This is a genomic window from Streptomyces poriticola (assembly GCF_036689765.1).
Classification (GTDB): domain Bacteria; phylum Actinomycetota; class Actinomycetes; order Streptomycetales; family Streptomycetaceae; genus Streptomyces; species Streptomyces poriticola.
This window is the reverse complement of the sequence record NZ_JBAGKH010000015.1, coordinates 1-26,221: the sequence shown is the minus strand read 5'-3', so window position 1 is coordinate 26,221 and position 26,221 is coordinate 1. Positions and strand designations below refer to the sequence as shown.

Sequence of the window (26,221 nt, the reverse complement as noted above, 5' to 3'; positions counted from 1 at the left end):
AAGGCGAAGGTAGGTATCCATGACGAAGGCAGCCCCGGACGGTCCCCGGACCAGCGTCTGGCTGGAGGGCAGGCCACCGCGCGGCGGTCGGGGCGGTGGCGGCCAGCCGTCGGGGCTGGACCGGGAGCGGATCACCGAGGTGACCGTCCGGCTGCTGGATGCCGAGGGGCTGGCCAGGTTCTCGATGCGCCGGCTGGCAGCGGAGCTGAACGTCACGGCGATGTCCGTCTACTGGTACGTCGACACCAAGGACGACCTCCTCGAACTCGCCCTGGACCGGGTCTACGGCGAGGTGCGGCTGCCCGACCCGGAGGGCGAGGCGGACTGGCGCGACCAACTGGGGGCGCTGGCCCGGGAGTACCGGGCGCTGCTGGTGCGCCACGCGTGGCTGTCACCACTGGCCGGCAGCTTCCTCAACATCGGGCCCAGATCCCTGGAGTTCTCCCGGGCCGTCCAGCGCGTCATCCGCCGATCGGGCCTGCCCGCGTACCGGGTGACGAGTGCGATCTCGGCGGTCTTCCAGTTCGTGTACGGCTACGGCACCATCGAGGGCCACTTCCTCGCCCGGGTCGCCGAGTCCGGGATGACCGCGGACGAGTACTTCCAGCAGTCTCTGCGCGACTCGACGCAGGCCCCGGGGCCGAACGCCGCCGAGGTCCTCGCCGAGTCCCGGCGGATCATGGCGGCGCGCGGCGGTGACACGGTGGCGGAGATGCTGGAGCGTGACTTCGACCTCGCCCTGGAGCTGCTGGTCGCGGGCATCGAGGTGATGGTCGAGCGGGGGTGAGACGCCGAAGGGGACGCGGTGTCCGTCGGGGGTGAGGCGCCGAAGGGGACGCGGTGTCCGTGCCGTCCGGCCCCACCCCGCCGGCAGCGCCGTGCCCTGCACCGGCTGGATGTCCGGCACCACCCGCAGCGTCGTCCCGACGTCGGCGATCCCGGCCCGCGCGACCTGGTCGTCGTGCACGGCGAAGTCCTCGCGCCGCAGCCGGGCCGTCGCCCGGAACGCCGCCCGGGTGCCGCCCCACGGGTCGGGGCCGGTGCCCAGGCGGGCCGGGTGGGCCGGGTCCAGGCCGACCGGCCGTACCTCGCCGTGCAGACCCGGCTCGCCGTGGACGCTCCGGCGGCCGGTCCCGCCCGGGTCGGTCCGGTGGAGCGGTAGGTGATCCCGGGAAGCGCTCGGCGTCCAGGAAGTCCGCTGACCACAGAAGGGCGTCCCGCGTGCTGCATACCGCAACTAGCATGCCGTCGCCGTCGCCGTCGCCGTCGCCGTCGCCGTCGCCGACGGGCGGGTCGGCGTCGGCACCGGCCGCCGTGGCGACGCCGGCGAGCCGCTGCGGGGCGGGCCGGCCGTCCGTGGCCTGCGTGGCCGTCACCGCACCGGCCGGGACCGGCTCCGCGACGGCAGCGGCGGGGCGGCGGCAGCGGCGGACTCGGCCGGGGCGGGGCCGCCAGTGGTCCCGGTGGTCCCGGTGGTCCCGGCGCCCTCCGCGGCCTGGGCCAGGGCGCCGGAGGTGCGCAGCGGAACCTCCTTGATGAACAGCGTCACCAGGACGGCGAGGGCGGCGATCGGAGTGACGTAGAGGAAGATGTCGGCGATGCCGTGCCCGTAGGCGCTCTCCAGCCAGGTGCGGATGCCCGGGGGCAGCAGATCCATGTCCGGGATGGCGCCCCCGCCCGCACTGCCGGCGGCCGCCGCCTGTTCCTGCGGGCTGAGCTGTCCGATGGTGTCCTGGGCATGGTGAGCGATCCGGGTCGACATGACGGAGCCGAGCACCGAGACGCCCACCGCGCCGCCGAGCGACCGGAAGAAGGTCACGACGGAGGAGGCCGCACCCAGGTCGGTCGGGGCGACCTGGTTCTGGGTGCACAGCACCAGGTTCTGCATCATCATGCCGACGCCGAGTCCCATCAGCGCCATGAAGATCGCGATGTGCCAGTACGGCGTGTCGTAGCGCATCGTGCCCAGCAGCCCGAGGCCCGCGGTCAGCAGCACACCGCCCGCCAGCAGCCATCCCTTCCACCGGCCGGTGCGGGTGATGACCTGCCCGGAGACCGTGGACGACACGAACAGGCCGCCGATCATGGGGATGGTCATGACGCCGGACATGGTCGGGGACTTGTCCCGGGCCAGCTGGAAGTACTGGCTGAAGTAGACGGTGCCCGCGAACATCGCCACGCCGACGAAGAGGGAGGCGAGCGAGGCCAGCGTGATGGTGCGGTTGCGGAACAGCCGCAGCGGGATGATCGGTTCGCTCGCCCTGCTCTCGACGAGCACGAAGACCAGCGCGAGCGCGATCGCGCCGCCGACCATGGTGTACGTCTGCCAGGACAGCCAGGCGTACTTGTCGTCGGCGAAGGTGACCCAGACCAGCAGCAGGGAGACGGCCGCGGTGACGAAGAAGGCACCGGCCCAGTCGACCTTGACCCGGCGCCTGACCACCGGCAGGTGCAGCGTCTTCTGCAGCACGATCAGCGCGATCACCGCGAACGGCACGCCGACGTAGAGGCACCAGCGCCAGCCCAGCCAGCTGGTGTCGGTGATGACCCCGCCCAGCAGCGGGCCGCCGACGGTGGCCACGGCGAAGGTCGCGCCCAGATAGCCGGAGTAACGGCCGCGCTCCCGCGGGGAGATCATCGCGGCCATGATGATCTGCGCCAGGGCGGACAGACCGCCCGCGCCCAGGCCCTGGATGGCCCGCGCGGTGATCAGCATCCCCGGGTTCTGCGCCAGACCGGCGACCACCGAGCCGACGACGTAGACGACCAGGGCTGTCTGGACCAGGGCCTTCTTGCTGACCAGGTCGGCGAGCTTGCCCCAGAGAGGGGTGGAGGCCGTCATCGCCAGCAGGGATGCGGTGACGACCCAGGTGTAGGCGCTCTGGCCGCCGCCGAGGTCCTTCACGATCTCGGGAAGCGCGTTGGTGACGATGGTCGAGGACAGGATGGCGGCGAACATGCCGAGCAGCAGCCCGGAGAGCGCCTCCATGATCTGCCGGTGCGTCATCGGAGCGCTCCCGGAGGGGCTTCCCCCGTGCTTGGTATGGGCCCGCACACCGGCCGGTGTGGTCGTTGCCATGGACTTCCTTTGCTACGTGGTGATCGCGGGTGTACGGGTGGACTGCTCGGCGCGGCAGTCGTCGAAGCTCGCCCGGAGCCTGGCCATCAGCCGGGTGAGCTGGCCGAGCTCGTCGTCGGTCCAGTCGCCGAGGCGGTGCGCGAGCAGCTGCGTGGTGCGCTCGGAGAGCTCGTCGAGCCGGGCCCGTCCCGCGGGGGTCAGCCGCAGGATGCGTGAACGCTTGTCGGCGGGGTCGGGGGAACGTTCGATCAAGGTCTGTTCCGCGAGGTGCGCGACGTGCCGGCTGGTCACCGACACGTCCACGGCGAGCAACTCGGCGAGCTTGCTCATGCGCATGTCCCCGTGCCGGTCCAGCAACGTCAGCACGGCTGCGGAGCCGCTCGGACAGTCGGCCGGCAGGATCCGGCCCAGCTCCCGCTTCACCGCGCCGAAGGCGCTGAGCTGGCGGGCCAGTTCCTCGTACCGCGCCGGTCCCGCCATGCGCACCTCCTGTGGTTGTTGCTTAGGGCAACCATAGAAGCATTTAGTTGCTACAGGCAAATAAATGAGCGGGGTGTGCGCTAAAAAGTTGGCAAAGGCAAGTATTGCCCCAGTAAACGCCCAGGTGGCACGGGAGGGTGCCGCATCGCAGTGGCGTACGGAGGTGTCATCAGAGGTGCCCGGCCCCTCACCGGACCCGCACCGGACCCCCGCTTGGGCCCTCCCCGCGGATTCGCTAGGGTCTCGGGCCATGGCTAACAACCAGGGCCCCCAGGGCAATCACGACCCCGCTGGCAGCACCCAGATGTTCCGCGCGTTCGTCGACGAGGGCGCCCCCCGGTCCGGCCGGTCGGCCCCTGCCCCGGCCGGACCCCGGATCGGCCTGATCATCGGCGTCGTCGCCGCAGTGGCGATCGTCGCGGCAGTGGCCTGGCTGGCGCTGGCATAGCCGGAGCGCCGTCGGGCGACACCGGCGGCATGCCCTCCCCATGACGCCGCCGCGGATCCCGTGGAGGGAGCCGCGGCGGGCGTGTGACCGGGTCGGTGTCACCCCGGCAGTGAGGCCGGTCGGGCCGTCGGGTCGCGAGGCCGGTCGGGCCGTCAGACCGTGAGGCCGGTCGGACCGTGAGGCCGGTCGGACCGTGAGGCGGTCTGGCTGTCGGGTCGTAGGGGTAAGGGTGCCTGACCGCGGGCCGCGCGTCCGTCAGTCGGAGATCAGGCCCTCGCGGAGCTGGGCCAGGGTGCGCGTCAGCAGGCGCGAGACGTGCATCTGGGAGATCCCGACCTCCTCGCCGATCTGTGACTGCGTCATGTTGGCGAAGAAGCGCAGCATGATGATCCGCCGCTCCCGGGGCGGGAGCTTGGCCAGCAGCGGCTTGAGGGACTCGCGGTACTCCACGCCCTCCAGCGCCGTGTCCTCGTAGCCCAGCCGGTCCGCGAGCGAGCCCTCGCCGCCGTCGTCCTCCGGGGCCGGGGAGTCCAGCGAGGAGGCCGTGTAGGCGTTGCCGACCGCCAGGCCGTCGACGACGTCCTCCTCCGACACCCCCAGCACGGCGGCCAGTTCACCGACCGTCGGCGAGCGGTCCAGCTTCTGCGACAGCTCGTCACTGGCCTTCGTCAGCGCCAGGCGCAGCTCCTGCAGCCGGCGCGGCACCCGCACCGACCACGAGGTGTCCCGGAAGAACCGCTTGATCTCGCCGACCACCGTCGGCATCGCGAACGTCGGGAACTCCACGCCCCGTTCGCAGTCGAAGCGGTCGATCGCCTTGATCAGCCCGATGGTGCCGACCTGGACGATGTCCTCCATCGGCTCGTTGCGCGAGCGGAACCGGGCCGCGGCGTAGCGCACCAGCGGGAGGTTGAGCTCGATCAGGGTGTCCCGGACGTAGGCACGCTCCGGGCTGTCCTCGTCGAGTGCGGCGAGCCGCAGGAAAAGGGAGCGGGACAGGGTGCGGGTGTCGATGGCTGCCGTGGCCGGGGCGGCGGGAGCCGGCCCGGATTCGAGGGACGGGACGTCATCGATGGGGCCGAGCGCGTCGAGCGCGTCGGGCGCGGTCTCGCTCTCCGCGAGTGCGAGCACCTTCGAGCTGCCCTGGTCTGCGGACATGCCACCCCCTTTGGGTCGCGGGACGGTCGCGGCGCGCGTCCCCACCTCGAGAACGCAGCCTTCACCTGAATACCGGAGCCGGGGCCCCGGCAAACGCGCTTCCGGCAGAATGTCACATGTCGGCAACACGCTGTAGTGACATGTCGACATCCGATACATGAATCGCCCCTGGAAACAGGGGGTCTGACGATCCCTCGGGGCCGTGGTGTCGGCAACGCCCCTGGTCGGCGATTCGCTCCCGCCGGTGATCACTCGCTCAAGTTTGCGGTCGAGCGCGGGGTGTTGTGCACCGGCGCCGTGCACCGACGGAATGCGCCGAGGTCATGCATCGATCCGGTTCGCGGACCGCAACCGCTGGAAGCTGCGCGCGAGCAGCCGTGAGACGTGCATCTGGGAGACCCCGAGCTCCGCGCTGATCTGCGACTGGGTCAGGTTGCTGTAGTAGCGCAGCAGCAGGATCCGCTGCTCCCGCTCCGGGAGCTGGACCAGCAGGTGGCGGACCAGGTCGCGGTGCTCGACCCCGTCCAGCGCCGGGTCCTCGTAGCCGAGCCGGTCGAGCAGTCCGGGCAGCCCGTCGCCCTCCTGTGCGGCCTCCAGCGAGGTGGCGTGGTACGAACGCCCGGCCTCGATGCAGGACAGCACCTCGTCCTCGGTGATGCGCAGCCGCTCGGCGATCTCGGCGGTCGTCGGGGTGCGTCCGAAGGCGGTGGTCAGATCCTCGGTCGCGCTGTTGACCTGCACCCACAGCTCGTGCAGCCGACGCGGCACGTGGACGGTGCGGACGTTGTCCCGGAAGTATCGTTTGATCTCGCCGACCACCGTCGGCATCGCGAAGGTCGGGAACTGCACGCCCCGGTCCGGGTCGAAGCGGTCGATGGCGTTGATCAGCCCGATGGTGCCGACCTGGACGACGTCCTCCATCGGCTCGTTGCGGGAGCGGAAGCGGGCGGCGGCGTAGCGCACCAGCGGGAGGTTGGCCTCGATGAGCGCCCCGCGCACCCGGTCGTGCTCCGGGGTGCCGGGCTGGAGCTCCTTGAGTTCGGCGAAGAGCACCTGCGTCAGGGCCCGGGTGTCGGCTCCGCGCCGGCTGCGGCCACTGCGCTGGGGTGCGGCTTCCCGGGGCGGTGCTTCCTGGGGCGGTGCCTCCTGGAGCGGCGTTCGAGGCGCAGTACTGGCCGGCACGGTCAACTCCACCTCGTATCCGTCAACTCATCCGTCAAAAGCGGTCATAGCATCACAAGACATGTCCACTGTGTGCAAGCACCGCATAACGCCGTGTTGTGTGCAAGATGCGCTATAAACGGGCATAAAGCACAATTAGCCCCTCTTCGGATCGGCGAGGGGCCGGGAGTCGGATACGGCCGAGCGGGGATCGGGGGAATGAGACGCGGAGAGGCGGGAGCAGTGGTCCGGACAGGAGTGCGGTGCGGAGGGGGCGGGCGCGCCGGTACGGACAGGGGGTGAGCTGCGGAAGGGGCGGGCGCGGTGGCCCGGACAGGGGATGCAGTGTGGAGGGGGATGGCGCGGTGCCCGGGCGCGGGACGGTGCGCGGCGGTGCGCCGGTGGGGGGCTGCCGGTGGGGGCTGCCGGAGGCGGGCTCAGAACTCGTAGTCGGCGACCACCCAGGTGGCGAACTCCCGCCACAGGGCGACGCCCGCCTGGTGCGCCGGGTGCTCCAGGTAGCTCTTCAGCGCGTCCGCGTCGTCCACGGCGGAGTTGATGGCGAAGTCGTACGCGATGGGCCGGTCGCTGATGTTCCAGCCGCACTCCCAGAAGCGGAGCTGAGGGATCTGCCCGCCGAGCGCCCGGAAGGCCTCGACGCCCTTCACCACACGCGGGTCGTCGCGCTCGACGCCCTCGTCGAGCCTGAACAGGACCAGGTGCCGGATCATCACTTACCTCCGTTGGCGATCCACGTCATGAAGTCGCCGATGGCCTTGGCGGCGTCGGATATGCCCTCGAACCCTATCTGTACGTAGTCGGCCGCCTTGGCCGGATCCGTGATGATCAGATACAGCGCGAAGACCACCAGTACGTAGACGGCGATCTTCTTCGCGTTCACCGCCACCGCGGCCTCCCCTGTCGCTGACGTCGCTGATGTCGCTGCCGAGCCCGAGTACCGCTCATGATCGCACGAAGGGCCCCGTCTCCCGACGAGGCCCTTCCCAAGCGGTAGCGGTGGGATTTGAACCCACGGTGACGGGTTACGCCACACTCGCTTTCGAGGCGAGCTCCTTCGGCCGCTCGGACACGCTACCGAGGGAGACCTTACAGCAAGGTGTCCAGTGGTCCGAAATCGATATGCGCGGGCCCCCGCCCGGTCACCGGTCGCCGCGGAAGAAGTCGGTGAGCAGCCGGGCGCAGTCGGCGGCGAGTACCCCCTCGATCACCTCGGGACGGTGGTTCAGCCGCCGGTCCCGTACGACGTCCCACAGGGAGCCGGCCGCGCCCGCCTTGTCGTCGCGGGCGCCGTAGACCACCCGGTCCACCCGGGACTGCACCAGTGCGCCCGCGCACATCGTGCACGGCTCCAGGGTGACGACGAGCGTGCAGCCGGCCAGCCGCCACGCCCCGAGCCGCTGGGCGGCCCGGCGGACGGCCAGCACCTCCGCGTGCGCGGTCGGATCGCCGGTGGCCTCGCGCTCGTTGTGCCCGGCCGCCAGCACCGTCGTACCGTCCGCGGACAGCACGACGGCGCCCACGGGCACGTCGCCGCCCGCGAGGGCCTGCCGCGCCTCGTCGAGGGCGAGCCGCATCGCGGGCCGCCAGGGGTCGCGCACCGGATCCGGGGAACCGGGGTCCCGGCCGGGTTCGGTCGGTGCGGTCAGCGGACGGTCTCCAGTACCTCGGAGGCGCCCAGGGCGTCGGCGATCCGGCCGAGGGCGTCCTCGGTCATCGAGCGCAGCTCCTTCTCGCCGACGCCCAGGTCCTCCAGGATCCCCGCGTCGCCCACCGGGGCGTGCGGCACCGCCGACTCGGCGGACCCGGCGTCCGGACCGTCGCCGTCGGCGCCGTCCTCCGGCTCGCCGTCCTCGGTGCCGTCGAGGTCGAGGGCGTCCAGGTCGGTGCCGTCGTCGCCGGGCTCGCGGCCCAGCAGCTCGTCGGTGAGCAGGATCTCGCCGTAGCTGCTGCGGGCCGCCGCAGCGGCGTCGGAGACATAGATGCGGGGGTCGTCCTCGCCGTCCACCCGGACGACGCCGAACCACCCCTCCTCCTGCTCGATCAGGACGAGCACCGTGTCCTCGTCGGGGGAGGCCTCCCGGGCAAGGTCGGCCAGGTCGGCCAGGGTCTCCACATCGTCGAGCTCTGTGTCGCTCGCTTCCCACCCGTCTTCGGTGCGCGCGAGCAGTGCGGCGAAGTACACCGTGACTCTCCCACTGGTCCTAGGCGTGCCGGTTGGCGGTCCCCCCGGCGGAGGTGTGCGGGCGGGGAGAGCGGGCTCCGAGCCCCACCCACTCGGAATCGTGGCAGAAACGAAGCCGTCAGGGGACGTCTTCGGCTCCCTGTGTCCGGCTGTTTCGACCACGGGCCCGTGGGGATGCCCCGGCGCCCGCCGGTGAACGCGTCCCCACGGGACTCACCAGCGCACTCGTTGCCGCCACGATCGGATCGTACGCGGATTCACCCGGAGCCCGTGCACGTCCGTACCGGGAACACCGGCGTGCCGCGCGATCTTCCCCGACAGGGCCGCATCGACTTGCCCAACGGGGCGCTACCAGCGGAACGTTCGCATCCGCATCGCGTGCCGCAGGCGGGCCGCCTTGGCGCGCCGCGGCTGCACCCGGTCCCGCAGCGCCCGGGCCTCCGCCAGTTCGCGCAGGAACTGCGCCCGGCGCCGGCGGCGCTCGCCGTCCGGGTCGCTCCCCGGCTCCGTCGGCTGCTGCGCCGGTCGCCTGGTGGGCGGACCCGTCCGAGGCACCTGCCCCGGCCCCTCGCGCGGGGGCCGCGGGGACGGCGTGTCGTGGAATTCCCGGTCCGGCACAGTCTCACCACCCAGCCCGCACAGCGTCCGTCCCTCCCACCTTCCCCCGGACGGGTGGTTCGACGCCAGCGAGCGGGTGAAGGCCGCGACCCGGGCTTGCCCCGGCGCGGGGACGCCGGGGCATCCCGGCCCGGTTACTGTGGGGGACATGCGTCTCCACGTCGTCGACCACCCCCTGGTCGCCCACAAGCTCACCACGTTGCGCGACCAGCGCACCGACTCCGCGACCTTCCGCCGTCTCGCCGACGAGCTGGTCACCCTGCTCGCCTACGAGGCCACGCGCGACGTGCGCACCGAGCAGGTCGACATCCGGACGCCGGTCGAGCAGACCACCGGCGTCAAGCTCTCCCATCCGCGCCCGCTGGTGGTGCCGATCCTGCGCGCCGGGCTCGGCATGCTCGACGGCATGGTCCGGCTGCTGCCGACCGCCGAGGTCGGCTTCCTCGGCATGATCCGCAACGAGGAGACGCTGCAGGCCTCCACGTACGCGACCCGGATGCCGGAGGACCTCTCCGGGCGTCAGGTGTACGTCCTGGACCCGATGCTGGCCACCGGCGGCACGCTGGTCGCGGCCATCCAGGAGCTGATCAAGCGCGGTGCCGACGACGTGACCGCCGTGGTGCTGCTGGCCGCGCCCGAGGGCGTGGAGGTCATGGAGCGCGAGCTGGCCGGGACACCGGTGACGGTCGTGACGGCCTCGGTCGACCAGCGGCTCAACGAGCACGGCTACATCGTGCCGGGCCTCGGCGACGCGGGGGACCGGATGTACGGGGCGGCCGAGTAGACGGGCCGAACAGGCGGGCCGAGTACGCGGGCCGTACGGCCCGGTGGAGTGGACGGGCCGAACAGGCGGGCCGAGTATGCGGGCCGAGTATGCGGGCCGTACGGCCCGGCGGAGAACGCGGGCCGTACGGCCTAGCCGAGTCGGTGGGCGAGGCCCGTCCGGCTTCACGGTGGCCGGGCCGGCAGGCCGGCCATGGAGGTCCTGCCGGGGCCGGGCAGCCGGACGCGCCTCGCCGGTCAGCAGCCCTTTCCGGCGGCGGTGGCCGTCGGCTTCGGGGCCGCCGCCTTGGCCAGCGCCGCGTCGGCGTCCACCTTGGCCGCCAGTCCCTTGAAGCCGTTGCCGAGGATCAGGTCCACCGCCGATCCCTTGCGGGCGGCGTCGGTGCGCTGTTCGGCGGCCGGGAGCTGGGTGCCCAGCACGGGCAGTGTGGTCTTCAGGCCGGTGGCCGGGCCGAGCAGGATCCCGGCGCCCGCGACCTTCTTGTCGAACTCCTGGGGCGCGTTGGCCACGTCGCCGATGCGGAAACCGCGCTTCTTCAGCTCGTCGGCGGTCTGCTGGGCCAGACCGCTGCGGGTCGTGGCGTTGAGCACGTTCACGGTGACCTGGCCGGGCTCGGGCAGCGCGGTGAGGGCGGGGGAGGCGGCGGCCGGGGACGCCGACGCCCTGGCCGGAGCGACCGGGCAGCCGTCCTTGGCGCCGGCCGCGGAGGCCTCGTCACCGCCGGTGAAGACGTCGATGAGCTGGAGCGTGCCCCAGCCGAGCAGGCCGAAGGCGGTCACACAGGCCACGACGAGCACTCCGAGCCTGCCGCGCCTCCGGGGCGGGCGCATCCGCGGGTACTTGTCCCCCGTGATCCGGTACTGGCCGCCCATGCCGGGGGGAGTCAGCATGCTCATGAGCGCAGCGTAGTGCGCGCGGGCGGCGCTGCCTACTAGATGATCATTCGATGTTGCGCCGACTCGCCCAATCGCCACCCGAAAGGGGCGGTTGCGGGCTCGCGCGGGCCGTCCGGTGAGGGAAGGGGGGAGCCGTCGGGCGGTCCCCCGTAGTCGGCTCTGCGGGGACCGGTCGGTTCACGGCTGGATCGGTCGGCGACTGCCCGGGCCGTTCGGTGACCGCCCGGGCCGCTCGGCGACCGCAGGAATCAGCTGGCGACGGCGACCGACGGGATCAGCCGGTGACCGAAGGGATCAGCCGGTGACCGAAGGGATCAGTCGCTGACGGACTGCGGCGCAGCCGGGATCAGTCGAGCTCGAGGACGCGGGCGTGCAGTACCTGGCGCTGCTGGAGAGCCGCGCGGACCGCGCGGTGCAGGCCGTCCTCCAGATACAGGTCGCCCTGCCACTTCACGACGTGCGCGAAGAGGTCGCCGTAGAAGGTGGAGTCCTCTGCGAGGAGCGTCTCCAGGTCGAGCTGCTGCTTCGTGGTGACGAGCTGATCGAGGCGGACCGGGCGCGGCGCCACGTCCGCCCACTGCCGGGTGCTCTCCCGGCCGTGGTCGGGGTACGGCCGGCCGTTTCCGATGCGCTTGAAGATCACACGGAAAGCCTACCGGCCCAGTCGTCCCGGGCGCAGCCATGGCGACGGAGTACGGCGCCGAAAAAGACGCAGTAAAGCCGGGCAAACGGGAACAGGGGCTCGAGAGGAACGACCCCGAGGCCGTCCCGTCCTGTCCCGTACTCGTCGGCACCGCACGGCGGAGACGGGGTGAAGGGAGCCGGTCCGCCCCCGCCGTGCCCGCGGATCAGTCGCGCTTGCGTTCTTCCACGACCTGACGGAGCTGTTGGCCCCGATCGCTCTGCCCGACCTGCCCGACCTGCTCGACACGGTCGCGGGGGTCGATCTGGTGGCGGGGCTGTGGGTCCGGCTCGGGCCGGGCCGGCTCGGCGGGTGCGCTGCGGGTGGCCTCGGCGCGCAGCAGGGCGCGCATGACGGCATAGGGGTCCTTGAGCATGGGCGGTACTTCCTTTTCCGTGCGTCGGGCTGAGGGACCGGTCGGGTAGCCGGTCCGGTCAGCAGCGCAGGACCACCGAACGCAGGCCGCGCAGGAAGTACGGCGGTCCCGGCGGCGGCACGGCGGCCAGGCGCCGGTCGGTGCGCGTGGGTGCGCGGTCGGCCGGGAACGAGGGTCCGGGGTGCCGGGGTGCGCCGCGGCGCCGGACGGTCCGGGCGGGGGCGCGCAGGGCGGTGTCGAAAGGCTCGTACTCCAGGACCTGGCCGCCACCGCCCTCGGCGGACACCACCGCGGTCGGCCCCGACTGGGCCTGCGCGGACGTGCCGGGCAGCAGCAGCACCAGCGCGAGTACCAGTATCCGTACCAGCCCCCGCGACCGGGCACGTCGGCGTCCGGCGCGGGCGGTGGCGGGCGGTGGTACGCGGCTCACGTCAGGTCGTCTCCCCGTGTGGCACCCGGGGACCGTCGCGCCGGGCGGAGAACCGCCCGCTCGGCGTACCGCCGGATGGGAGAAGGGTGCCGTTCACAGCGTGTGCGGGACCTGCCGGGCGCGGGTGCGGATCCGGACGGCGGTGGCGATCTCGACCACGCCGACCGCGACGAGCCAGCAGCCGGCCAGGACGGTGAGTACGGCGACGGACTCGAACGGAGAGACGATCAGCACGATCCCGGCGAGAGCGGAGACGACACCGAGGAAGATCTGCCAGCCGCGGGCGGGCATCGCCGGGTCCTGGGCGGCGGCGATGGTCTGGGTGATGCCGCGGAACAGCCAGCCGATGCCGATGAACAGGGCGAGCAGCAGCACCGACTGGAGCGGGCCGCGGAAGCAGAACAGGCCCAGGAGGACGGAGAGCACGCCGCTGACGAAGGCCAGCACGCGCAGCGACGTCGTCCGGTGCGTGCCGAACGCGGCGGCCAGCTGGAGAACGCCGCTGATCAGCAGATACAGGCCGAAGAGCACCCCGGCGACGCGCAACGAGGCGCCCGGCCAGACCAGTACCAGCACGCCCAGCGCGAGCGAGGCGATGCCGGTGAGCAGGACGGTCTGCCAGGCGGCCCGGGACAGCAGGTGCAGCGGCCCCTCGATGGGCGGCTCGGGCTCGTGCGGCCCGGCCGGCGGTGTGTGACGGGCGTGGACCCTGCGGTCGTCGTCCCCCGTGCCCCGGGGGAACCCGCTCGGCGGCTCGGTCATGCCCCATGCTTGGCGGGTGGCGGAGGGCCCCGCCACCCGGGGGCGGCCAAGCGGGGGGCAACGGGCGTATGCCGCGCGGCTGCTCCGGCATCTACGGGTGCGGCCGGCGCGCCCCGGCGAGTGCGAGACCTGCACACCGATCGCCATCCGGGCGACGGACCGGAGCGGTGCGCGGACTCTGTCGTCTCCGGACGGTGCGGGGCGGCTGCGCGGGCTCCGCGCTCTTCCGGCGGGTGGGCGGTGCACCGGTGCCACCGCGTCCCGGCGGGTGGGGTGGTGCGCCGGCTTCACCGCGTCCCGGCGGGTGGGTTGGGTGTGCGGGGTCCGTCGTTCCGGCGGGTGGTGCCTACGCTCCGCCGCCGCCCGGAGGGCGGGACGCCTTCGCGGCCTTCGCTGCTTTTGCCGCCGCCTTGATCTCCTGCTTGTGGGCCCGCACCTTGGCCAGGGACTCGGGCCCGGTGATGTCGGCGACGGAGCGGAAGGCGCCCGGTGCGCCGTAGTCGCCCGCCGCCTCCTGCCAGCCGTCGGGTCGGACCCCGAGCCGCTTGCCCAGCAGGGCCAGGAAGATCTGGGCCTTCTGCCTGCCGAAGCCCGGCAGATCCTGGAGCCGCTTCAGCAGCTCCCTGCCGCTGCCGACGCCCCGCCACACGGCCTCGGCGTCACCGTCGTAGGTCTCGACCAGGTACTGGCAGAGCTGCTGGATGCGCCCGGCCATCGACCCCGGGTAGCGGTGCACGGCGGGCTTGGCCGAGAGCAGCGCCGCGAACTCCTCGGGGCCGTACCGGGCGATCTCGTGGGCGTCCAGGTCCTCGGCGCCCATCCGCCGGGCGATGGTGGAGGGGCCCTTGAAGGCCCACTCCATCGGGATCTGCTGGTCCAGCAGCATGCCGACCAGCGCGGCGAGCGGACTGCGGCCGAGGAGCTCGTCGGCCTCGGGGTCCTGGGCGAGGTGCAGTGTGACGTCCATGACCCGATGGTCGCGCGGGTCGGCTCAGGTCGCGCGCCAGTAGCCGAGCGCGTTGACCCGCTGTTTGGGCAGGTCCAGCTCCTTGCGGACGTAGGCGGTCAGGGCGCGGGTGGTGGCCGTGTCGCAGGCGATCCAGACGTACGGGTCGGGGGTGTCCCGCAGCAGCTCGGGCAGGGCCTCTTTCACCTGGGCGACGAGATGGGCGCCGGCGTCGCGGCGGGGCACGGCGCGCACCTCGTGCCGGTCGGGGTCGGTGCGGAACGGCAGGCCGTCCAGTTCGTCGCCGGTGCCGCCCTCGAACCAGACCGTCGCGGGGGCCTGGTCCAGCGTGCCCAGCAGGGAGTTGAGAGCGGGCAGGGAGGCGGGGTCGGCGATGGCGAAGACATGCGAGGGCGCCGGCTCGGGGTGCTGGAAGCCGGTGCCCTGGACGGTCGCCTCGATGGTCTCGCCGGGCTTGACGGTCCGGGCCCAGTCACTGGCGCACCCCTCGTGCAGCGCGAACTCCAGGGTGAAGGTGCCCGCCTCCGGGTCGGGGTCGACCAGGGTGTAGGCGCGCTGGTGGGGCTTGCCCGCGTTGTGGAACCACAGTCGTACCCACATGGTGGGGTGGACGCCGGTCGCGGCGAGCATGCCGCCGTCGGTGAGATGCACGCGCCGGTAGTGCTCGGTGACGTCCTCGGCACCGGTCACGGTGAACTCGAAGTCCTTCGCGCGCATCAACTTGAGGACCGCGCCCTCCCAACCCCGCCCCTGCCCCATCTTTTCTTCACCCTTCACGTACTATTCGGCCACGACATTGACTTAGGTGAGCCTAACCTAAAGGAAAGTAGAGGCACAGGGGTGAGCGCCGAGAGATACCGCGACGCCTGGGGAATCCCGCATCTGCGCGCGGACAACGTGGACGAACTCGCCCGTGCCCAGGGCCGGGTCACCGCACGCGACCGGGCCTGGCAGCTGGAGGTCGAACGGCACCGCGCCCAGGGCACCTCCGCATCCTTCCTGGGCACCGCGGCCCTGCCCTGGGACCGCTTCGCCCGTCGTGCCCGGCTCGCCGACACCGCCCGCCGCTGCTTCACCGCCCTGGAGGAACGGGACCCGGAGACGGCAACCTGGGTGCGAGCGTACGTCGACGGAGTGAACGAGGGACTGGAGAGGCTGCGCCGGACGGCGGCGCCGGAGTGCCGGACGGCGGCGACGGGAGTGACCGGGCCGACCGGGTCGACGGGGGTGACCGGGCCGACCGGGTCGACGGGGGTGACCGGGCCGACGGAGCCGACGACGGTGGCCGGAAACCGCTCCTCCGGGTTCGCGCGCACCGGTCTCGCCCCCGGCCGCTGGGAGCCCTGGACCCCGCTCGGCGTCTGGCTCGCCACCCATGTCCTGTTCGCCGGGTTCCCGGCCAAGCTCTGGCGCGAGCAGGTCGTGGAGCACCTCGGCCCGGAGGCCGTCGCCCTGTTCGCGACCGACGGACCCGGCACCGCCGGAAGCAACGGCTGGCTGGTGAGCGGCGAGCGCACCGTGACCGGGCACGCGCTCATCGCCGGAGACCCGCACCGCTTCGTCGAGGATCCCGGCGTCTACCAGCAGATCCACCTGTCCTGCCCGGAGTTCGACGTCGTCGGCCTCGCCGTGCCCGGAGTCCCCGGCATCGCCCACTTCGGCCACGCCGGCCCGGTCGCCTGGGCCATCACCAACGCCATGGCCGACTACCAGGACCTCTACCGCGAGCGGCTGCGGCGCACCGGCGCCGGAATCGAGGCGCTCGGCCCCGACGGCGGCTGGCACCGCGCCGCCCGGCACACCGAACGCGTCCAGGTCGCCGGGGAGGAGGACATCGAGGTCGAGGTGATCGAGACCGACCGCGGCCCGGTGATCGCCGGCGGTCCCGAGGGCCTCGACGACGGCACCCCGGTCGCGCTCAGCCTGCGCTGCCCGCCCCGCGTCACCGGCGACCTCGGCTTCAGCGCCCTGCTGCCGCTGCTGCGGGCGCGCCGGGTCGCCGACGTGGACCGTGCCCTGGACGCCTGGGCGGAGCCGGTCAACGTGGTGCAGGCCGCCGACACCGAGGGCGGACTGCTGCACCGGGTCGCGGGCCGGGTGCCGGTGCGCGCCGAGGCCAACCGAACCCGGCTGGTCCCGGCCTGGGAGCCCGGCCACGCATGGCAGGGCTGGCACGAGCCGCCGCGCGCCGGACTCACCGGGGACGGTATCGCGGTCATGGCCAACCAGCGCGGCCCGGCCGCCCCGCTCGGCGTCGAGTTCGCCCCGCCGCACCGCGCCGACCGCATCGCCGAACTGCTGGCCGGCAAGGACCGCTGGTCGGCCGCCGACATGCCGGCCATCCACACCGACACCCACCTGGCCTCCGCCGGCCCCCTGCTGGACCGCCTCGCCGCCCTGGACGACCTCACCCCCGGCGCCGACGCCCTCCGCGGCCGGCTGCTGGCCTGGGACCGCCGGATGGACGCCGCCAGCACCGAGGCCGCCGAGTACGCGGCGCTGCGCAGTGCGGTCGTACGACGGCTGGCGGCCGAGCCGGTGTTCGCCCCGCTCGCCGAGGCCCCCGCCTACCCGGAGGTGCTCCAGCCCTGGCTGGCGCTGCTGCCGCGGATCGCCTTCGCCCTCGAGCACCTGCTGCGCGCCCCGGACCTGTACGGCGTCGACCGCACCGCCCTGATCCGCGCGGCGGCCGAGGAGGTGGCCGCGGGTCCGCCGTCCGGGACCTGGGGCGAGCGCCACCGCCTCGCCCCCTGGCGGGCGCTGCCCGCCGACCCGGCGTCCGAGGAACCCGGGCTCTCCGGCGACCACGACTGTGTGCTGTGCACCTCCGCCGTGCCCGGTCTCACCGACCGCGCGGCGCGCGGCCCGGCCGCCCGCTACGTCTGGGACCTGGCCGACCGCGGGGCCAGCCGCTGGGTCGTGCCGCTCGGTGCCTCGGGCGTTCCCGGCTCGCCCCATCACCGCGATCAGCTCCCCCTGTGGCTCACCGGCGCTCTCGTCCCGGTGGTCACCGACTTCGACCAGCTCACCGAGGAAACCGATGACTGACCCGATGCCCACCCCCACGCTCACCCCCACGGCCGCCCCAGCGCACGACTCGGCGCACGACCGGACGACCGCCCCGACGAACGAGACGTACTCCGCCCGGACCGCCGTGCACGAACAGGCGCTCGACGGCTTCGGCACGGTCCGTGTGCTGCCTCTGGACGCCGCGGCCGACGCCGAGGTGATCCACCGCTGGGTGAGCGAGGAACGGGCCGCGTTCTGGGGCATGAACGGCCTGACCCGCGATCAGGTGGCCGAGATCTACGCACACATGGACGCCCTCGACACCCACCATGCCTTCCTCGTCCTCAAGGACGGCGAACCGGCAGCCCTGCTCCAGACGTACGACCCGGCCGCCGACCGCGTCGGGGAGTGCTACGACGTCGAGCCCGGCGACATCGGCGCCCACGTCCTGCTCGCCCCCGCCGGCGCGGGCGGCGGGCGCCCCGGCTGGACGGCGGCGCTGGCGCTGGTACTGCTGGGCTACGTCCTGGTGGGCCTGGACAAGAAGCGGCTCGTGGTCGACCCCGACGTGGCCAACGAGAAGGCCGTCGCGCGCTTCCTGCGGCAGGGCTTCACCGCCGGGCCGGTGGTCGTGCTCCCCGAGGTCGATCTGCCCGACGTGTATCTGCCGGAGAAGAAGGCCCAACTCGCTTTCCTCCACCGGGAGGTAGTCTTCGGCGGGTGAGCCGGCCGACCCCGAAGGACCTCATCGCCCACTACGGCATGGAGCCGATCCCCCGCGAGGGCGGCCTGTACCGGCAGACCTGGGCCGGACCGGACCGCCCCGACGGACGCCCGGCCGGCACGGCGATCGTGGCCCTGCTGACCGCCCGCCCGGGCGACTGCTCGGCGCTGCACCGGCTGCCCACCGACGAGATCTGGCACCTCTACCTCGGCGACCCGCTCCACCTGCTGCTCCTCGCCCCCGACGGCACCGCGCGCACGGCCGTGCTGGGTCCGGACCTCCTGGGCGGGCAGCATGTCCAGCTCACCGTGCCGGCCGGCACCTGGATGGGCGCCCGGGTCGCGCCGGGGGGCGCGTGGACGCTGTTCGGCTGCACGATGGCGCCCGGCTTCATCGAGGCGGACTACGAGCACGGCGACCCGGCCGCCCTCACCGCGCGCTATCCGGAGCACGCGGACCGGATCGTGGAACTGTGCCGCCCATGAGTCTGCTGCAGGGCCAGGTCGTCCTGGTCACGGGCGCCGCCGGCGGCATCGGCCGGGGCATCGCGCTGCGGTTCGCCGAGGAGGGCGCGAACGTCGTGGTGCACTGCCGTACGGCGGTGGACGCGGCCCGGGATGTCGCCGAGCAGGTCCGGGCCCGTGGCGGCCGGGCCCTGGTGTTGCGAGCCGACCTCACCGACGAGGACGCCTGCCGGCGGCTGGTGGCGGACGCCGCGGAGTGGGGCGGCGACGGCGCGAGGGCCGTACGGGGCGGTGGCCGGGACGGCGACGGAAGGCCGGGCCGGGACGGCGACGGGAGCCCGGACCCGGGCGGCGGCGAGGGCGTCGGCCGGTTGACCGCGCTGGTCAACAACGCCGGCGTACAACCGGTGCGCGAACTGGCCGGGATGACGGCGGCCGAGTGGCGGGCCGTGGTGGACACCAACCTCACGAGCGCGTTCTCGTGCACCCAGGCGGCGGCCGAGGTGATTCGCCGCTCCGGCGGCGGCTCGATCACCCACATCGCCTCCATCGAGGCGGGCGCACCCGCACCGGCCCACGCGCACTACAGCTCCTCGAAGGCCGCGGTCGTCATGCACGCCCGCGCGGCGGCCCTGGAGTACGGCCCGTGGGGCGTCCGGGTCAACACCGTCTCCCCGGGGCTGATCCACCGGGAGGGCCTGGCCGAGGCCTGGCCGGACGGCGTACGGCGGTGGCGGGCGGCGGCGCCCACCGGTCGCCTGGGCCGCCCGGAGGACGTCGGCGACGCCTGCGTGTTCCTCGCCTCGCGGCTGGCATCCTGGGTGACGGGCCACGACCTGGTGGTGGACGGCGGGGTGACGGCACGCCCGTCGTGGTGAGGGACGGGCGGATGCCGATCCCCTGTGCTCCATCGGTCCGGCTCCCCTGTGCTCCATCGGTCCGGCTCCCCTGTGCTCCATCGGTCCGGCTCCCCTGTCCCGCATCGGTGCCCGCGCCCGTCCGGCCCCCGCGCCCGCGCGCTCAGTCGACCCCGCGCAACCGCTGTACGCCCAGCGCGCACACCCCGCACACCGCGCCCCACACCCCGTTGACCAGGAAGTGCGGGATCAGGGCCGCGGGCCGGGCCAGCGGCCCCTGGAGCTCGCCGGTCAGGACCGGGGACAGGGCCGCGCTGAGGACCAGCGAGGTCAGCGCGTACCCCACCCCGGCGGCGACCACGGTCAGCACCGGCTCGCGCACCCGGCTCAGGCCGACGGCGAGGATCCAGGTCAGCGTGATCACCACCGTGAGGAGCAGGGGCGCGAAGGGCCTGCCCAGCGCGTCGGTCAGTCCGGTGACCGAGAACAGCGGCCGCAGCATCGCGACGGCGGTCAGCAGGACCACCATCGGCCGGCTCAGCAGCCGCAGCCGGGCGGAGAGGGGAAGGCCGGTTCCGGGATCTGTGCTCATGGGGCCAGCGTCGGCGGCCGGTCCGCCCCGCGGCGTCGGCCGGCGGCCGACATCTGGCGTACTGCGCGGGTTGCGGCTCCCGGTGCCCGGCTACCTCCGGGGTTGCGGCGCCGCGGTGGCACGGTCCGCCGCACGGAGGACGGCACGGCGGGGCCGGGCTGCCTACGCTGGCCGCATGGTTTCCGTCGCGGTTCCCCGCCCGCGGCTGCCGCGCGGCCGTGCGGCGGACGCCGCCCTCGCCGGGGGCGTGCTCGTCCTGGTCGCCGTCGGCAGCCTGCGCTCGCTCCTCGGTGACCGGGAGGAACCCTGGGAGACCACCGCCCTCGCCTGGGGGCTGCTGGTGGCCGCCTGCGCCGCCCTGTACGGCTGCCGTCGCCACCCGGTGCCGGTCGCCACCTTCGTACTGGCCGCCACCATCGCGTACTACCTGATCAGCGCCTACGACGGCCCCCTCATGGTCGCCTTCGTCGTGGCCCTCTACCTGGTCGCGGCCCGGGGCCGGCTGCGGGCCGCGATCGTCCTGGCCGCACTCGGCCTGCTGCTCACCGGCACCGGCACGCTCCTGGGCAACCAGGACGTCAACGGCGTCGCGCTGTTCATGATGACCGGCTGGCTGGTGGGCGTGGTCGCGCTCGGCTGGGTGCGGCACAACCGCCTGGCGCTGGCCCGGGAGACGGAACAGCGCGCGGTGAGCGAGGAGCGGCTGCGCATCGCCCGCGAGCTGCACGACGTCGTCGGCCACCATCTCTCCCTCATCAACGTCCAGTCCGCGGCTGCGCTGCGCAGGCTGCACAAGGACCCGGAGAGCGGACCGCAGCGCGCCGAGGCCGCCCTCGACGCGGTCAAGGACGCCAGCAGGGAGGCGCTCCGCGAGCTGCGGACGACGCTGGGCGTGCTGCGGCAGGAGGGCGAGGCGGCGCCCACCGCGCCCGCAACCGGCGGGCTGGACCGGCTCCGGGAGCTGGTGGAACCGGCCCGCCTGGCCGGCCTGGAGGTCCGGGTACGCGGTGACGGCGCGGCGGCCCGCCGGCCGCTGCCCGCCGAGGTGGACCTGGCGGCGTACCGCATCGTCCAGGAGGCGCTCACCAACGTCGCCCGGCACGCCCACGCCACCGCCGTCACCATCCGCACCGGGCGGGAGCCGGGCCGGATCACCGTGGAGATCACCGACAACGGCCGCGGACCGGCCGCCGTCCCGGTCACCGGCGGCACCCCTGGCACGGGCATCAGCGGCATGCGGGAGCGCGCCCGGGCACTGGGCGGCGAACTGACCGCGGGCCCCGCCCCCGACGGCGGCTTCACGGTCCGCGCGACACTCCCGTGCCCGTCCGGGGCCGGCGACCGGTGGCCCGACGACCCGCGCAGCGCCGGACGATGACGGCGACGCCACGAGGACGAGGACGAGTACGAGGACGAGTACGAGGACGAGGACGATGGTGACGGCGCCGACGAGGAATGTCGCTGACGACGGTGAACGGTGACGACGAGGAATCCCACGGACGACGGTGAACGGTGACGATGGACATGATCAAAGTGGTGCTGGCGGACGACCAGCGCCTGGTGCGTGCCGGTTTCCGCTCGATCCTGGAGGACGAGGACGACATCGCCGTCGTCGGTGAGGCCGGCGACGGCGCCGAAGCGCTCACCGCCTGCCGGACGCTCCACCCCGACGTCGTCCTGCTGGACATCCGCATGCCCGGCGTCGACGGCCTCCAGGCGGCCCGCGACATCGCCGCCGACGCGCGCCTGGCCGACGTCCGTGTGGTCATCCTGACCACCTTCGACCTCGACGACTACGTGTACGGCGCGCTGCGCGCCGGTGCCACCGGCTTCCTGGTCAAGGACACCGAGCCCGAGGAACTGGTGCACGCCGTCCGCGTCGCGGCCCGCGGCGACGCCCTGATCAGCCCGTCCATCACCCGCCGCCTGATCGCCGAGTTCGCCGGCCGGGTCCGCCCACCCGAGCCCGGCCCGCGGCTGAACGCCCTCACCGACCGGGAGCGCGAGGTCATGCGGCTGGTCGCGGCCGGCCTGACCAACGACGAGATCGCCGCGAGCCTCGTACTGAGCCCCGCCACCGCCAAGACCCATGTCAGCCGCATCATGACCAAGCTGGACGCCCGCGACCGCGCCCAACTGGTTGTCCTGGCCTACGAGTCCGGGATGGTCAGACCGGGCTGGCTGCGCGAGTAGGCCCGAGGGGCTCCGTGCCGCCGTCGGACCGGCTTCGTGCCGCCGTCGGACCGGCTTCGTGCCGCCGTCGGAACGGCTCGCGCGGCCATCGGCGGACGGGTGCCGCGCCCGCCGTCGGACGGACCCGCAACCCCGGGCCTACGAGCGTCACCGCTCCGCAACCACAGGCGTACCCCGGATGCCCACCCCGGGCCGACGCCCGCCGGCACACCGGCGCCGGACGCTGCCGTCATGGACACCCACCGCATCACCAGCACCCCACCGGCGACGGCGGCGCCGCCCGCCGCGCCCGGTGTGTTCGGCCGCCTCGCCTCCTGGTCCCAGCGCCACCGCTGGGCAGCCCTGTTCCTCTGGGTCGTCGTGGTCGCCGTCATCACCGTCGGCGCGCAGAGCGCGGGCAGCGCGTACCGCAACGACTTCAGCCTCCCCGGCACCGACTCCCAGGCCGCCACCGATCTGCTGCAGCGGCACGGCTCGGCACACGCCGGGGACAGCGTGCAGATCGTCTTCCACGACGACGCCGGGCTGACCGGCGACCGCGCCACCGTCGAGGGCACCCTCGACCAGGTGCGCGAACTGCCCGGGGTCGCCGAGGTCCGCAGCCCCTACGCCGACTCCGCCGCCGTCTCCGAGGACGGCACCATCGGCTATGCGACCGTCGTCCTGGACGGCAGGGCGGAGGAGATCCCGAAGGAGGACGTCACCCGGCTGATCGACACCGCACGGGGCGCGGAGGGCGACAGGCTGGCCGTGGAACTCGGCGGCGAGGCGGTGCGCGGCGCCGAGGAGGGGGGCGGCGGCTCGGCCGAGGGCGCCGGCCTGCTCGCGGCGCTCGTCATCCTCGTCCTGCTCTTCGGCTCCCTGGTGGCCGCCGCCCTGCCGCTGGTCACGGCGCTGTTCGCGGTCGGCGGCGCGGTCGGCCTGATCACGCTGGCCTCGCACGTCTTCACCGTCGCCGACTTCACCCCGCCGATCATGATGCTGGTCGGCCTGGGCGTCGGCGTCGACTACGCCCTGCTGATCTTCTACCGCTACCGGCACGAACTGCTGCGCGGCGCCGATCCGGGCACGGCCACCCGCACCGCACTGGACGCCGCCGGCCGCACCGTCTTCTTCGCCGGCTGCACGGTCATCATCGCGCTGCTCGGCCTGGTCGCCCTGGGACTCGGCGCGCTGCAGGGCGTGGCGCTGGCCGTCGCGCTGACCGTGCTGGTCACCATGGCCGCCTCACTGACGCTGCTGCCCGCACTGCTGTCGCTGTGCGGCGCGCGTATCCAGCGGCACGTCCGCAAGCACGCGGCGAAGGCGGAGGCCAAAGGGGTGGCCGAAGGCCGTCGTTGGCGCCGGCTGGCCACCGCGGTGCAGCGCCGACCGCTGCCCGCGCTGCTGGCGGCGACCGTCGCCCTGCTGGCTCTGTCCGCCCCCGCCCTGGACATGCGCCTGGGCTTCGCCGACGCGGGCAACGACCCGGCGACGTCCACCAGCCGCCAGGCCTACGACCTGCTCGCCGAGGGCTTCGGCCCCGGCTTCAACGGGCCCCTGGTCGTGGTGACCGACGGCGGCGACATTTCGGCGACGGCGCTGCGCGGCACACTCACGGACACCGCCGGCATCGCGGCGGCGACCCCGCCGCTGCCCTCCGCCGACGGTGAGATCGCGACGGTCATCGCCTTCCCGACCACCGCACCCCAGGACGAGCCGACGGCCGACCTGGTGCACACCCTGCGCGACGACGTCCTGCCCGGCCTGTCCGACCGCACCGGCGCCACGTATCTGATCGGCGGCCCCACGGCAGCGGCCCAGGACTTCGCCGACTCGGTCGCGGACCGGATCCCGCTCTTCGTGGCGATCGTGGTGGGCCTGTCGGCGCTGCTGCTCCTGATGGTCTTCCGCTCCGTCTGGATCCCGCTGAAGGCCGCCGTCCTGAACCTCCTGTCCATCTCGGCCGCGCTCGGCGTCATCACCCTGGTCTTCCAGCACGGCTGGTTCGGTGTGCAGCCGGGCCCGGTGGAGGCGTTCATCCCGGTGATGATCTTCGCGATCGTCTTCGGGCTCTCCATGGACTACGAGGTGTTCCTGGTCGCCCGCATCCACGAGGAGTGGGAACGCACCCGTGACCCCGCCCTCGCGGTCCGCGAGGGTCTGGCCGCCACCGGCCGGGTCATCACGGCCGCCGCGGCCATCATGATCGTCGTCTTCGCCGCGTTCGTCCTGAGCCCGAGCCGGATGCTCCAGCAGTTCGGCCTGGGCCTGGCGACCGCGATCCTGCTGGACGCCGTGGTGATCCGCTGCCTCGTCGTCCCCGCCGTCATGCACCTCCTGGGCCGCCACGCCTGGTGGCTCCCGGCTCCGCTGGCCCGCCGCCTGCCGCGCCTGACCCTGGAGCCGCCGTCGCCGAAGTGACCGCCCGCGGCACGGACGCCCGGACCCGGCAGCCGCCTGCGTCAGCAGACCCTGCCGGGTGCGCCGCGGCCACGGAGCCACGGGGCAGGTGGCGGGCGGTGCCGGGCGGGTCGGACGGCTCCGGACGGGGGTGAATGAGACCAGGACCGAGACCGGAACAGAGTGCCGGTCACACCTTCTTGACGACGATCGACCCCGGAACCAGCTTCTCCAGGTCGTCCACGTCCGAGGTGAAGACGGTGACCTGCCCCTTCTGCCGGCGCGCGATGACGGCGAGCACCGCGTCGACCGCGTACTTGTGACCATGCAGCTTGGCATCTGCCAGCAAACGGCGGGCCTGACGGGCCTCGTCCTTTCCGATGCCGGCGACTCTGAGCCGCGAGAGCACCCAGTCCCAGCGTTGCTCGGTGGTTCTGCCGTCGTACGCCTCGATCAGCGGCATCGGAGATGTCACCACCTCGGCTTCACCTCCGGCCGCGAGGTCGAGCCATGCGATCATCTTCCGTTCGCCGCGCACGGCCAGGGACAGGGCTTCGCAGCCGAGTACGAAGACGCGCAGCGGGCGCCGCCCGGCTCACCGGCCCGCTTCTTCACGCGGCCTCTCCCGCGCCGTGCGTTCCGGCGGCGCGACGGCGCTCGTGCTCGGCGTCGAGCTCCTCCAGTTCCTCGAAACGCTGCGATGCGCCCTCCTTCGGTGAGCGGGCCGTGTTCCTCCTGCAGCCAGTCGGACAGTTCCCGCAGCCGGTCCCGGTCCCGGGGCTGCCCGTCCCGCGCCCGGTGCGCACCTCCCACACCCCGTCACTCACCAGGTGAGGGAAGGGATAAGCGGGCGTCGTCCGGTTGCCGGGCCCATACTCGGCGAGAGCCGCCGCAGGTCCTGCCCCATCGCGCTGTACCGCAGCTCGCCGTCGGCGTCCTGCTGGAACCGGCTGAGCGCATACCGGAACAGCAACGGCTTGTGCGGAGCCCGCACCGCACTCCTCACCAGCCCCGAGCAGAGAAGCCCGGTCACTCGCGAGGAGTGCCGGGCTTCTCGATGGTCTCGTGCAGTGCTCGCCGGCACGCGCTGACCTGCCGAAACGCTGTGCGTGCGTCTAACGAGATCGGTTGCTGAGTGCGTGTCTTCTGTCGCGCTAGCTCTGCTGGGAGCCGAGAGACGTGCCTGAGCGCCGTTCGGAAGCAAGAGAGCGCGTGACGCTCGCTCGCAGACGTGAGATGAGACGTACAACTGTCCCGCCTGGCAAGTGATCGCGCAGGCATAATCACGCAGCATGGATCAGGGCGCAGCAGCCATTTGGGCAGCAGGCATCGGTGTCGGTGGTGTGGTGATCACCGCTGGAATGGGTTGGTACGCAGCGCGCAAGGCGGCAGCCGCTCAGATGAAGGCAGCCCAGGAGACGGCAGCCGCTCAGGTCGAAGCGGCACTGGCGGGTGTGCGGGAACAGATCTCGGGGCAGCACCAGGCCGCTCTCTGGCAGGTGCGTCGGGAGGCCTACGCGACATACCTCGGCCAGATCCAGGCCGTACACATGGGCATCTTGCATCTGACCTCGCTGTGCATGGTTGCCATTGATCATCTGGGAGGTGTTCCCGGAGAGCCTCCCAATCTGGCCGAGCCTCGACAGCAACTCCTGGATCGCTTCACGGACTTGTACTTCCGTGAGTCGGCGCTCCACCTGGCTGTTGACGAGGCCGAGGCCGAGCAGGCGGAAGCACTGAGGAGGCTCGCGGGGCGAGCGGTGGAAGACGTTGGTGAACTGGTTGAGGCGATCTACACCCATCACAACGTCGGTCCCCCGCAGGATGCGTCGGAGATTTCGCGAGAAGAGTTGGCGAGGGGCATCAAGGAGTGGGCGGCCAACGCCCGCAGCAAGCTGCGGATGACGGACGAGCGATCGGAGCTCTGACACGCGCGCATGGTGGCCCAGATCAGGA

General features: G+C 73.0%; 27 protein-coding genes, 1 tRNA gene and 4 pseudogenes. 11 read left to right on the top strand and 21 right to left on the bottom strand.

The window, feature by feature from the left end; genetic code table 11:
• Window positions 1-19 precede the first annotated feature (19 nt).
• Entirely contained in the window at window positions 20-787 is a 768-nt protein-coding gene (locus V5O46_RS19500) for a TetR/AcrR family transcriptional regulator (protein ID WP_332885905.1), read from the top strand.
• A gap of 78 nt (window positions 788-865) precedes the next feature.
• Here V5O46_RS19500 and V5O46_RS19495 read toward each other — a convergent pair.
• From V5O46_RS19495 to V5O46_RS19485, 3 genes and pseudogenes are all read right to left on the bottom strand, one after another.
• Window positions 866-1,220, bottom strand: a pseudogene (locus V5O46_RS19495) (YceI family protein); the annotation flags it as partial.
• Window positions 1,221-1,307: 87 nt separating this feature from the next.
• Window positions 1,308-3,079, bottom strand: a pseudogene (locus tag V5O46_RS19490) (MDR family MFS transporter); the annotation flags it as partial.
• Between the two features lie 12 nt (window positions 3,080-3,091).
• Window positions 3,092-3,559, bottom strand: a complete 468-nt coding sequence (locus V5O46_RS19485; RefSeq protein WP_332885903.1) for a MarR family winged helix-turn-helix transcriptional regulator — start codon at window positions 3,557-3,559, stop codon at window positions 3,092-3,094.
• 250 nt (window positions 3,560-3,809) lie between these two features.
• On the opposite strand from V5O46_RS19485, the gene V5O46_RS19480 reads away from it, so the two are divergent.
• Window positions 3,810-4,007, top strand: coding sequence for a hypothetical protein (locus tag V5O46_RS19480; RefSeq protein WP_332885902.1), 198 nt, complete (start codon window positions 3,810-3,812; stop codon window positions 4,005-4,007).
• Between the two features lie 255 nt (window positions 4,008-4,262).
• On the opposite strand, the gene V5O46_RS19475 is transcribed toward V5O46_RS19480, so the two are convergent.
• From V5O46_RS19475 to V5O46_RS19440, 8 genes are all read right to left on the bottom strand, one after another.
• The gene (locus tag V5O46_RS19475; RefSeq protein WP_332885901.1) at window positions 4,263-5,165 is read right to left on the bottom strand and encodes an RNA polymerase sigma factor SigF; all 903 of its coding nucleotides are present in this window, start codon (window positions 5,163-5,165) and stop codon (window positions 4,263-4,265) included.
• A 321-nt stretch (window positions 5,166-5,486) separates the two neighbouring features.
• Window positions 5,487-6,359 carry an RNA polymerase sigma factor SigF gene (locus V5O46_RS19470; protein WP_332885900.1) on the bottom strand — a complete coding sequence of 291 codons (873 nt, stop codon included), beginning with the start codon at window positions 6,357-6,359 and terminating at the stop codon, window positions 5,487-5,489.
• Window positions 6,360-6,763: 404 nt separating this feature from the next.
• Window positions 6,764-7,057: a Dabb family protein gene (locus tag V5O46_RS19465; protein ID WP_332885899.1), complete on the bottom strand. Its 294-nt coding sequence runs from the start codon at window positions 7,055-7,057 to the stop codon at window positions 6,764-6,766.
• The gene (locus V5O46_RS19460) at window positions 7,057-7,233 is read right to left on the bottom strand and encodes a hypothetical protein (protein WP_332885898.1); all 177 of its coding nucleotides are present in this window, start codon (window positions 7,231-7,233) and stop codon (window positions 7,057-7,059) included. The genes V5O46_RS19465 and V5O46_RS19460 overlap by 1 nt, the downstream gene beginning before the upstream one ends.
• A gap of 102 nt (window positions 7,234-7,335) precedes the next feature.
• Window positions 7,336-7,423 (bottom strand) — tRNA-Ser (locus V5O46_RS19455).
• A gap of 63 nt (window positions 7,424-7,486) precedes the next feature.
• Entirely contained in the window at window positions 7,487-7,921 is a 435-nt protein-coding gene (gene tadA, locus V5O46_RS19450) for a tRNA adenosine(34) deaminase TadA (protein ID WP_332885985.1), read from the bottom strand.
• A 68-nt stretch (window positions 7,922-7,989) separates the two neighbouring features.
• Window positions 7,990-8,529: a tRNA adenosine deaminase-associated protein gene (locus tag V5O46_RS19445; protein WP_332885897.1), complete on the bottom strand. Its 540-nt coding sequence runs from the start codon at window positions 8,527-8,529 to the stop codon at window positions 7,990-7,992.
• A gap of 348 nt (window positions 8,530-8,877) precedes the next feature.
• On the bottom strand, window positions 8,878-9,084 hold the full coding sequence (locus V5O46_RS19440; RefSeq protein WP_332885896.1) for a hypothetical protein: 207 nt from the start codon (window positions 9,082-9,084) through the stop codon (window positions 8,878-8,880).
• A gap of 211 nt (window positions 9,085-9,295) precedes the next feature.
• Here V5O46_RS19440 and upp point away from each other — a divergent pair, with 211 nt between their 5' ends.
• Window positions 9,296-9,931 carry a uracil phosphoribosyltransferase gene (upp, locus tag V5O46_RS19435; RefSeq protein WP_332885895.1) on the top strand — a complete coding sequence of 212 codons (636 nt, stop codon included), beginning with the start codon at window positions 9,296-9,298 and terminating at the stop codon, window positions 9,929-9,931.
• A gap of 236 nt (window positions 9,932-10,167) precedes the next feature.
• Here upp and V5O46_RS19430 read toward each other — a convergent pair whose 3' ends face one another.
• The 7 genes from V5O46_RS19430 to V5O46_RS19400 all read right to left on the bottom strand — a co-directional run bounded on the left by V5O46_RS19430 (window position 10,168) and on the right by V5O46_RS19400 (window position 14,803).
• Window positions 10,168-10,803: a LytR C-terminal domain-containing protein gene (locus tag V5O46_RS19430; RefSeq protein ID WP_332885984.1), complete on the bottom strand. Its 636-nt coding sequence runs from the start codon at window positions 10,801-10,803 to the stop codon at window positions 10,168-10,170.
• Window positions 10,804-11,173: 370 nt separating this feature from the next.
• Window positions 11,174-11,470 (bottom strand): type II toxin-antitoxin system VapB family antitoxin, encoded by a 297-nt coding sequence (locus V5O46_RS19425; RefSeq protein ID WP_004943146.1) that lies wholly within the window; start codon window positions 11,468-11,470, stop codon window positions 11,174-11,176.
• Between the two features lie 205 nt (window positions 11,471-11,675).
• On the bottom strand, window positions 11,676-11,885 hold the full coding sequence (locus tag V5O46_RS19420) for a hypothetical protein (RefSeq protein ID WP_332885894.1): 210 nt from the start codon (window positions 11,883-11,885) through the stop codon (window positions 11,676-11,678).
• A gap of 58 nt (window positions 11,886-11,943) precedes the next feature.
• The gene (locus tag V5O46_RS19415; protein WP_332885893.1) at window positions 11,944-12,315 is read right to left on the bottom strand and encodes a hypothetical protein; all 372 of its coding nucleotides are present in this window, start codon (window positions 12,313-12,315) and stop codon (window positions 11,944-11,946) included.
• Between the two features lie 93 nt (window positions 12,316-12,408).
• Window positions 12,409-13,077, bottom strand: coding sequence for an HdeD family acid-resistance protein (locus V5O46_RS19410; protein ID WP_332885892.1), 669 nt, complete (start codon window positions 13,075-13,077; stop codon window positions 12,409-12,411).
• 346 nt (window positions 13,078-13,423) lie between these two features.
• Complete coding sequence (locus V5O46_RS19405; protein WP_332885891.1) at window positions 13,424-14,044, bottom strand: HhH-GPD-type base excision DNA repair protein; 621 nt, start codon at window positions 14,042-14,044, stop codon at window positions 13,424-13,426.
• Window positions 14,045-14,068: 24 nt separating this feature from the next.
• On the bottom strand, window positions 14,069-14,803 hold the full coding sequence (locus tag V5O46_RS19400; protein WP_332885890.1) for a siderophore-interacting protein: 735 nt from the start codon (window positions 14,801-14,803) through the stop codon (window positions 14,069-14,071).
• 81 nt (window positions 14,804-14,884) lie between these two features.
• Between V5O46_RS19400 and V5O46_RS19395 the strand changes: the two genes are divergently transcribed.
• Genes V5O46_RS19395 through V5O46_RS19380 form a run of 4 tightly spaced genes read left to right on the top strand, consistent with a single transcriptional unit; the run spans window position 14,885 to window position 19,119 of the window.
• Entirely contained in the window at window positions 14,885-17,092 is a 2,208-nt protein-coding gene (locus V5O46_RS19395; protein WP_332885889.1) for a penicillin acylase family protein, read from the top strand.
• Window positions 17,085-17,777 carry a GNAT family N-acetyltransferase gene (locus V5O46_RS19390; RefSeq protein WP_332885888.1) on the top strand — a complete coding sequence of 231 codons (693 nt, stop codon included), beginning with the start codon at window positions 17,085-17,087 and terminating at the stop codon, window positions 17,775-17,777. The genes V5O46_RS19395 and V5O46_RS19390 overlap by 8 nt, the downstream gene beginning before the upstream one ends.
• Window positions 17,778-17,815: 38 nt before the next feature.
• The gene (locus V5O46_RS19385; protein ID WP_408649024.1) at window positions 17,816-18,262 is read left to right on the top strand and encodes a cupin domain-containing protein; all 447 of its coding nucleotides are present in this window, start codon (window positions 17,816-17,818) and stop codon (window positions 18,260-18,262) included.
• Window positions 18,259-19,119: an SDR family NAD(P)-dependent oxidoreductase gene (locus V5O46_RS19380; RefSeq protein WP_332885886.1), complete on the top strand. Its 861-nt coding sequence runs from the start codon at window positions 18,259-18,261 to the stop codon at window positions 19,117-19,119. Before V5O46_RS19385 ends, V5O46_RS19380 begins: the two co-directional genes overlap by 4 nt.
• 142 nt (window positions 19,120-19,261) lie before the next feature.
• On the opposite strand, the gene V5O46_RS19375 is transcribed toward V5O46_RS19380, so the two are convergent.
• Window positions 19,262-19,690 carry a hypothetical protein gene (locus tag V5O46_RS19375; RefSeq protein ID WP_332885885.1) on the bottom strand — a complete coding sequence of 143 codons (429 nt, stop codon included), beginning with the start codon at window positions 19,688-19,690 and terminating at the stop codon, window positions 19,262-19,264.
• Between the two features lie 175 nt (window positions 19,691-19,865).
• On the opposite strand from V5O46_RS19375, the gene V5O46_RS19370 reads away from it, so the two are divergent.
• The 3 genes from V5O46_RS19370 (at window position 19,866) to V5O46_RS19360 (ending at window position 24,286) form a co-directional block, all read left to right on the top strand.
• Entirely contained in the window at window positions 19,866-21,068 is a 1,203-nt protein-coding gene (locus V5O46_RS19370; protein WP_332885884.1) for a sensor histidine kinase, read from the top strand.
• 146 nt (window positions 21,069-21,214) lie between these two features.
• Window positions 21,215-21,883 (top strand): response regulator transcription factor, encoded by a 669-nt coding sequence (locus V5O46_RS19365; protein ID WP_332885983.1) that lies wholly within the window; start codon window positions 21,215-21,217, stop codon window positions 21,881-21,883.
• 231 nt (window positions 21,884-22,114) lie between these two features.
• Entirely contained in the window at window positions 22,115-24,286 is a 2,172-nt protein-coding gene (locus tag V5O46_RS19360) for an MMPL family transporter (RefSeq protein WP_332885883.1), read from the top strand.
• A 169-nt stretch (window positions 24,287-24,455) separates the two neighbouring features.
• Here V5O46_RS19360 and V5O46_RS19355 read toward each other — a convergent pair.
• A pseudogene (locus tag V5O46_RS19355) lies at window positions 24,456-24,880 on the bottom strand (hypothetical protein).
• 152 nt (window positions 24,881-25,032) lie between these two features.
• Window positions 25,033-25,298: pseudogene (locus tag V5O46_RS19345) on the bottom strand (hypothetical protein); the annotation flags it as partial.
• Between the two features lie 259 nt (window positions 25,299-25,557).
• Here V5O46_RS19345 and V5O46_RS19340 point away from each other — a divergent pair.
• On the top strand, window positions 25,558-26,193 hold the full coding sequence (locus V5O46_RS19340) for a hypothetical protein (protein ID WP_332885881.1): 636 nt from the start codon (window positions 25,558-25,560) through the stop codon (window positions 26,191-26,193).
• Window positions 26,194-26,221 lie beyond the last annotated feature (28 nt).